Annotated in this window: 5 protein-coding genes; 2 read left to right on the forward strand and 3 right to left on the reverse strand. The window is 32.7% G+C overall.

Annotated elements, in window-relative coordinates; genetic code table 11:
* Positions 1 to 47: 47 nt before the first annotated feature.
* Positions 48 to 2,768, reverse strand: coding sequence for a carboxypeptidase-like regulatory domain-containing protein (locus ACKVOD_RS10965; protein ID WP_409209512.1), 2,721 nt, complete (start codon positions 2,766 to 2,768; stop codon positions 48 to 50).
* A gap of 37 nt (positions 2,769 to 2,805) precedes the next feature.
* Positions 2,806 to 3,708, reverse strand: coding sequence for a GLPGLI family protein (locus ACKVOD_RS10970; RefSeq protein WP_409209513.1), 903 nt, complete (start codon positions 3,706 to 3,708; stop codon positions 2,806 to 2,808).
* A gap of 121 nt (positions 3,709 to 3,829) precedes the next feature.
* On the opposite strand from ACKVOD_RS10970, the gene ACKVOD_RS10975 reads away from it, so the two are divergent.
* Positions 3,830 to 4,621 (forward strand): hypothetical protein, encoded by a 792-nt coding sequence (locus ACKVOD_RS10975; RefSeq protein ID WP_409209514.1) that lies wholly within the window; start codon positions 3,830 to 3,832, stop codon positions 4,619 to 4,621.
* Complete coding sequence (locus ACKVOD_RS10980) at positions 4,621 to 5,235, forward strand: deoxynucleoside kinase (RefSeq protein ID WP_409209515.1); 615 nt, start codon at positions 4,621 to 4,623, stop codon at positions 5,233 to 5,235. Before ACKVOD_RS10975 ends, ACKVOD_RS10980 begins: the two co-directional genes overlap by 1 nt.
* A 107-nt stretch (positions 5,236 to 5,342) precedes the next feature.
* Here the strand turns inward: ACKVOD_RS10980 and ACKVOD_RS10985 are convergent, their stop codons facing one another.
* Positions 5,343 to 7,823: a sodium-translocating pyrophosphatase gene (locus ACKVOD_RS10985; RefSeq protein WP_409209516.1), complete on the reverse strand. Its 2,481-nt coding sequence runs from the start codon at positions 7,821 to 7,823 to the stop codon at positions 5,343 to 5,345.
* Positions 7,824 to 8,010: the final 187 nt, after the last annotated feature.

The raw sequence follows: 8,010 nt of genomic DNA on the forward strand, positions 1-8,010 counted from the left end.
GGGTTTTTTGTTTACAGTCTATAATAATAGAAAGCTAAATTTAGCTCCTAAATATTATACTTAAAAGAAAAGATAACATATCGTGGTTGTACAATATATTGTGAAGTTCTGGTAGAAAACTGACTAAAACTATCATCGTTTAAAGAAGTTGTGTTTAATAAATTCGTGCCACTAATTTTGTATTCTAACTTACTATTCTTTTTTTGATAAATTAGACTAAAACTCAAAAAATCATACTCATTATTGATTGTTTTATCGTTATTATAGTAATGATAAAACTCATATTCAGACACAAACGAAAAACTTTCTAAGAAAAAATAATCGAGTTTTGCAAAGGGTTTATCAGTATAAAAAGTATTGTTATTATAATCGTTTTTTACCCAATTATACCCTAATTCTAAATTGGGCATATTTTTATAATTGGTTGAAGCTTTCAAAGTATAGCTTTGGGTAAAGCTTTCATTAGTTATCAAAACATCTTTGTTGGCAACTCGGTCTATTCGAATGTTATTATTCTTTGACCAATTTAAATTAACGCCAAAAGAGGCTTTGTAATTCTTAAGAAAAGAACGCCCATAAGAGCCATTTCCTGAAAGCGTTTCATCGGCAAAATCAGAATTAAAAGGATTTGAAATCTGATTCACTCCATTAAAAAGCGCCCGAGTTTTTATGGCGTCTATTTGTTTGGAATAGGATGCGAAAGCCGATATATTCTCTAAATTATACATATTGTATTTAAAATAGCGCAATGAATGCGCTATGGAAGTAGCATTTTCTAATGTCCTGTCTCCTCTTGTTAAACTGTTGTAATTAGAAAAAATAATTCCTTCAGAAAGTCGGTTAATGTCGGTAAAATTATTGGTAAATGAAAAGTTATAGGTTAGTGATTCTGCTTTTTTTATTTGGTATATAGCTAAGAAATCAGGCAAGACTCTAAAGAAATTTTGAGAGCTACTAGTTCCTAACTGATCATTTTTCATTGCAAAAGTGTGCAAACTTACTCCGGGAGTAAAAGTAAATTTTTCTGACAAAATCTTATAATAGAATCCCAAAAAGGCATCTTTAAAAATGTAATTCACGTTGTTTGAATTAACAACATCGGTTAAATTATTAACTGTTTGGTCATCTAAAACTTGAAATATCGAAGAATTGAAATTTTGAAAAGAATACGTATTTCCAAGGGTTAGATTGATATTACTTTTTGGAGTCAACATATAATAATAGTCTAATTTAATGTCAGATTTATTGGTTTTTATAAACCGGTTTTGACTAATATTATTTCTATCTTGTCCTGAAATATAATCCGAAAAATTAAAAGGTTTTGATTCTAAATTTGCATTATAAAAAGGATCTTCCTCTTGATATAGATGTTGTATTTCGAGGGCAAAAATATTTTTATCATTATGAGTATAGTAAAAACTCAAATTTTGATTTAAAGAAATAGGATTTTGTTTTTTAAAAGTCGCTATATTCTCAGAGTTTGAATTATTATTTACAATCGCTTCTCGCAACAAAGCATTAGTTTCGTTTTGCTTAGACAATTTAGCCAAAATATCATAATCTAATTGAAATCTAGTAGTAGGTTTATAAGTAGAACTTAATTTGAATAATCCTAAATTGCTTTTTTGATTACCTGTATCATTACGATTTTCTGTGGATTGAATTTGAGAGGAATTGGTTCTGAAAATATTGGTTTGAGATTTAGTTTCCGTCTCGGTTATGGATTCGGAAAGAATTGCAAAACCACTCAGATTCCACGCTTTGTTAATGTTGAAAGAGAAATTAGAGGCTCCGAATTGCGTTTCGATTTCTTTGGCTCTATTGTTTCTTAATAGCGAAATTCCCAAATCATTAGAAGATACATTAAAGTTAGTTCCTCCTTTTTTCATCATTCCTCTAAAACCACCCGTGAATTTATAATAATCTTGAACTGTTAGCGGCAATTCACCAATATTATTAAAATTTGTGATTAAATTGATACTGTATTTAGGGTTGTAATAAAAAGTCTTTGGGTTAATTAAATACCGACTTTCTATATGTCCAACACCAATACCTGCTGTCATATCGCCAAACCAAAAGTTTTTCTTTCCTGATTTTAGCTTAATATTCATTGCTACATTGTCCTGATTATTTTCTACTCCTTTTAAAGCGCCAATTTCACTGTAGTTTCGCAAAACTTGTACTTTATCAATAGCATCTGCAGGAATATTTTTCACTCCTAACTTGGTGTCACCATCAAAAAAATCTTTTCCTTCGACCATTAATTTAGTTACTTTCTTGCCTTCGACTTCGATTTCGCCATCTGCGTTAACCTCAACGCCTGGTAATTTTTTGAGTATATCTTCTAATTTTCGCTCAGTGCCTGACTTAAATGAATCTGCATTGTATACAATAGTATCACCTTTTATAGAAACTGGCATTTCACGTACAATTTCAACCCCATCAAGTTCAATCCCACCTTCTTCCATGGCGATAACTTTAGTGCTGTTTTCTGTTGTTGTTGTAATTGACAATTCCTTATTTTGCATTCCCAAATAACTAATTTTGATGGCGTAATTGGTGTTCGTATTTAGATTAAGTACAAACTTCCCTTTATCATTCGTTATAGCATAAGAGTCCATTGCTTTAGTGGTTTGATTAACCGCCATAACATTGGCCATTTCTAATGCAATTGATTTAGAATCGGTAACTATACCTTCAAATTTTATGGATTGTGAGAAAGAAATTGAACTAATAAAGAACAAAATTAATTGAATATTTTTTTTCATATAGTAAATAAATTGGAAAAAGTTTTTGTGTTGCTTTTTAGTTTCTACCCATTCTCCAACCATTATTTCCGCCATGTCCTTGGTTCATGCTTCTATACTCTTCGGTTTTTTTAATAACAGCCTCGTCGAACTCTTGTTGAGAAATTATCTTCCCTTTTGTGGGTTCCTTTATTTCGGCTTTTACTTTAGGATTCAAAACCACTTTAGAGCATAAAATAACTGTTTTTCCATTGTTTACTTCCAAAATTAAACCCGGCAAACCCCAATATCCTTCAGGTCCTTGATTTACTGGTATTTCGGGTGTATACCAAGCCGTTACTATAACTTCTTTAGGTATTTCAAGCAAATCCATAAAGTTGGCTTTTTTAGTTTCGACTGCTGGTTTTGTTGTTGTAGGGGTTGCTTCTTTTTTAGGTCTTAGATTTCTAAAATCGGATTTGCTTAGTTGTTTTACAGCAGTAGCCTTAAAACAATTATACCCTCCGATAACTCTAGTTTCAGCTTCCAATTTCCACCTCAAATTGGGTAGGGAGTCATTTATTAAAAATTCCTTTCCCATAAATTCCCTGTCAACCGAATACGATTTGGATTTTACGTTTTTGTAATAAGTGCCTCCACTTGGCGTCATAGCCGACATCATTATGGAGCGATTCCCACCACCACCACCTCCCTGAATCGGGGCTTCCAATTTTTCTTCCTCTTTATAAATTGATGCCGATTTATCAAAATTGAGTATGAAGGTTTTTTCGGACATGGATTTCATTCTACCCTCAATTCGTTTCTTAATTTCTGGAGTTAACTCTTTATTTCCCTCCATACGAGATTTATAATCAGATATACTTGTTTTGGATTCATAAACCGCCATACCTTGAAATTCTTGAGCTTTGACAATAAAATTTACTAAAAATACAGCTACTACTGTTGCGATTATTTTATACATATTTATTATAATTTAGAAATAAATCTAGAGGAATATTTTACTTTTTTTGATATGGAACTACTACATTAAAATTAAATTAGACGTTGTCAATTACAAAAGGTTTAATAGTATCTTAGCAGATATGAAAAGAAATCTAACTTTATTTTTTATAGCTCTATTTTCGATAGCCTACAGCCAAACCCAAAAAATATCCGCCATAAAGATAAATCAAATTACTATTGATACGGATCAATTTTTAGGCTACAATCAATTTGGGTGGCGTTACTCACTAAAAAATAATATTTTTTCTATAACTAAAGACAAGATTTCTTTAGAATACAAAAATATTGCTTTGGGAGAAATTAGTCATGTGGATATAAACAACCCCCTGAAAATTGTTGTTTTCTACGAAAATTTCAATACCATTATCCTTTTAGACAATCAATTAAATGAATTAAAAAAAATCAATCTTTTCGAAAACGAAATTCCAATAGTAGCTACTGCCGTAAGTCTCGCCTCTCAAAACCGCCTTTGGATTTATAATAATCTAACGCAACAAATAGGATTTTTTGACTATTTAAAAAACACTTTTAAATCAATAACTCCTCCTTTTGAAGGAAATATAAAACATTACGAGTCCGATTTTAACACTTTTCAATGGATCGATGATAATTTAAATTGGTATTCATGTGACATTTTTGGGAAAATAATAAGTAACGGGAAAATTCCTGATTTCGATTTTATCAAAGTGTTATCAAACCATGCTTTACTTTTTTCTAAAGAAAGTTTATTCTATTTTTATGATGTGGACAAAAATAAAATATACCTAATTGAAAATGTAGAAAAATCATTGAATAATTTTTATTACAAAGACCAAATTTTGTCTATTTTTACAAACCAAGAAATTAGCAATTATAAAATAAAAATACCATAATGCACATAGCAGTAGCAGGAAACATCGGCGCAGGAAAAACCACTTTAACCGAATTATTGGCAAAACAGTTTAAATGGGAACCTCATTATGAAGATGTTGTAGACAATCCTTACTTGGATGATTTCTATCATCAAATGGAGCGTTGGTCGTTTAATTTACAGATTTATTTCCTAAATAGTCGTTTTCGTCAAGTGATGCAAATTCGCGAAAGCGGTAAAAAAATCATCCAAGACCGAACGATTTATGAAGACGCTCATATTTTTGCGCCCAATCTTCACGCGATGGGCTTAATGACCAATCGCGATTACGAAAATTACACCACCCTATTTGAATTAATGGAGTCAACAGTTAAAGCACCTGATTTATTAATTTATTTAAGAAGTTCTATTCCTAATCTAGTGGGACAAATACACAAACGTGGTCGTGAATATGAAAACTCGATATCTATTGATTATTTAAGCCGATTGAACGAACGCTACGAAGCCTGGATTCATACTTATGATAAAGGAAAATTACTAATTATCGATGTAGACCAACTCAATTTTGTTGATAATCCCGAAGACTTAGGAACTGTTCTAGACAAAATAAATGCCGATATAAATGGATTGTTTTAGAACTTTATTTTAAAATCAGAGTGACAGCTAAAAGATAAAAAAATATATACAACCAAAAAAAATGCCTCGCTAATTGCGAGGCATTTTTTGTGTTTAGAAAGAAAAACTTATTTCTTTTTGAATGCTTCAATTTTTGCATCCACTTCTTCATTTGTTCCTTCAAAAGTTTCGGTGTTAGAAGTACCATTTGTAGTAGTTGTAATACTCCCTTTAACTTTACCATCAACGTTTGTTTTTTCGATAGTCACTTCATTGGCAACTGTTTCATTAACTACTGTATTTGTTGCATTCATGTATTCGCATGTCTTGCTTTTACAGCTTTTCGCTTCACATTCTTCTTTAGAGATTGAAGTGCATTCTGGCGCCATTTCTGTACAACAAGAAGCTCCTTTTGCAACATCCGAATGACTTCCACTTCCCAAAATTGGAGCGATAACTAATCCAATCAAACAGGTTAATTTAATTAAGATGTTCATTGATGGTCCAGAAGTATCTTTAAATGGATCTCCAACAGTATCTCCAGTTACAGCAGCTTTGTGAGCATCAGAACCTTTGTATGTCATTTCTCCATTAATCATAACTCCGGCTTCAAAAGATTTTTTTGCATTATCCCAAGCTCCACCAGCATTGTTTTGGAACACGGCCCAAAGAACACCAGAAACGGTAACTCCAGCCATATAACCACCTAACATTTCAGCAATTAATTGATTGTTGTCTCCATAAACTAATTTACCAAGTAAAACAATTGCAATTGGAAAACCAATGGTCATAATCCCTGGCAACATCATTTCGCGTAAAGCGGCTTTTGTTGAAATATCAACACATTTTGCATATTCTGGTTTTCCAGTTCCTTCCATAATTCCTGGAATTTCTTTAAACTGACGACGCACTTCATATACCATATCCATGGCTGCTTTTCCAACAGAGTTCATTGCTAGAGCAGAGAAAACAACTGGTATCATTCCACCCACAAATAACATTGCTAATACTGGCGCTTTGAAGATATTAATACCATCAATTCCTGTAAAAGTTACATAAGCAGCAAATAAAGCAAGCGAAGTTAATGCAGCCGAAGCGATTGCAAAACCTTTTCCTGTTGCAGCAGTTGTGTTACCAACTGAATCCAAAATATCTGTTCTTGTTCTAACTTCTTTAGGCAATTCACTCATCTCAGCAATTCCACCAGCATTGTCAGAAATAGGTCCAAAAGCATCAATAGCTAGTTGCATTGCCGTTGTTGCCATCATTGCAGAAGCCGCAAGAGCAACTCCGTAGAAACCAGCCAAAGCGTATGTTGACCAAATCGCAGCAGCAAATAAAAGTACTGTTGGAAAAGTAGAAATCATTCCTGTTGCTAAACCCGCAATTACGTTAGTTCCCGCACCAGTTGATGATTTTTGTACTATTGCCAAAACTGGTTTTGTACCTAAACCTGTGTAGTATTCAGTAACTGATGAAATAGCTCCACCAACAAATAAACCAATTAAAGTAGCATAGAAAACACGCATTGAAGAAATATCTTGTAAACCTTCACCAAAGAAGTTCATTTGCATTAACTCTGGTAACATCATATCAACTAAAAAATAACAGGCTACAGCTGTTAATGCAATAGAAATCCAGTTTCCAATATTTAATGCTTTTTGAACTTGAGCTTCTTTTGCATTATCATCAGATATTTTCACAACCATCGTTCCAATGATTGAGAATAAAATTCCGAAACCTGCAATGGCCATTGGCAATAAAATAGGTCCAATTCCACCAAAAGCGTCTTGGATGATTCCACCCATATCCTTAATTACATAATTTCCAAGAACCATCGCAGCCAAAACAGTTGCAACATAAGAACCAAATAAATCTGCACCCATTCCAGCAACGTCACCAACGTTATCACCAACGTTATCAGCAATTGTAGCAGGATTTCTTGGATCATCTTCTGGAATTCCAGCTTCTACTTTACCAACTAGATCCGCTCCAACATCGGCAGCTTTTGTATAAATTCCACCACCAACTCTTGCAAACAAAGCAATAGATTCAGCTCCAAGAGAGAAACCAGCTAATGTTTCAAGAACGATTGTCATTTTATCTGTTCCTCCATTTGCCCAATCACCACCCATAAAAAAGTGGAAAAAGAAAATAAAGAAACCTGTTAAACCTAGAACTGCTAAACCAGCAACTCCTAATCCCATTACGGTTCCACCACCAAAAGAAACTTTTAAGGCTTGTGGTAAACTAGTACGAGCAGCTTGAGTAGTTCTAACATTGGTTTTAGTTGCGATTTTCATCCCCATGTTTCCAGCTAATGCCGAAAAGAAAGCACCAAAAATAAAAGCAACTACTATTAATATATGTGTTGTTGGAACTAAAAACGAAATTCCTGCTAAAACAACACTTGCTAAAACAACAAATATGGCTAATAAACGGTATTCTGCTTTTAGGAATGCTAACGCACCTTCGTAGATGTAATCTGAAATCTCTTTCATCTTGCCGTCTCCAGCATCTTGTTTTAAAACCCAACTTCTTTTGATTGACATAAAGATCAATCCAATGATTGCCATAACTATAGGCACGTAAATCATAATTGTATTCATAAATTAAATTTTTTAAAAAATTTTTTGGAAACAAAAATACTAAAATCAGGGTGCAAACGTACTATAATGAAATTAAAAAAGCAATATTCTCATATTAGAATATTGCTTTTAATGAAAATATAATGTGAAAAATTTATTTAATACAGAATAATCCCTTGGGTTTATTGGGAATTTGATTAAAACGTTC

It is taken from the genome of Flavobacterium sp. (assembly GCF_046155325.1).
Lineage (GTDB): Bacteria > Bacteroidota > Bacteroidia > Flavobacteriales > Flavobacteriaceae > Flavobacterium.

Excerpts from the sequence above, each read along its gene's own strand:
- ACKVOD_RS10965 (WP_409209512.1), bottom strand. The coding sequence starts at position 2,768 with ATGAAAAAAAATATTCAATTAATTTTGTTCTTTATTAGTTCAATTTCT.
- ACKVOD_RS10970 (WP_409209513.1), bottom strand. The coding sequence starts at position 3,708 with ATGTATAAAATAATCGCAACAGTAGTAGCTGTATTTTTAGTAAATTTT.
- ACKVOD_RS10975 (WP_409209514.1), top strand. The coding sequence starts at position 3,830 with ATGAAAAGAAATCTAACTTTATTTTTTATAGCTCTATTTTCGATAGCC.
- ACKVOD_RS10980 (WP_409209515.1), top strand. The coding sequence starts at position 4,621 with ATGCACATAGCAGTAGCAGGAAACATCGGCGCAGGAAAAACCACTTTA.
- ACKVOD_RS10985 (WP_409209516.1), bottom strand. The coding sequence starts at position 7,823 with ATGAATACAATTATGATTTACGTGCCTATAGTTATGGCAATCATTGGA.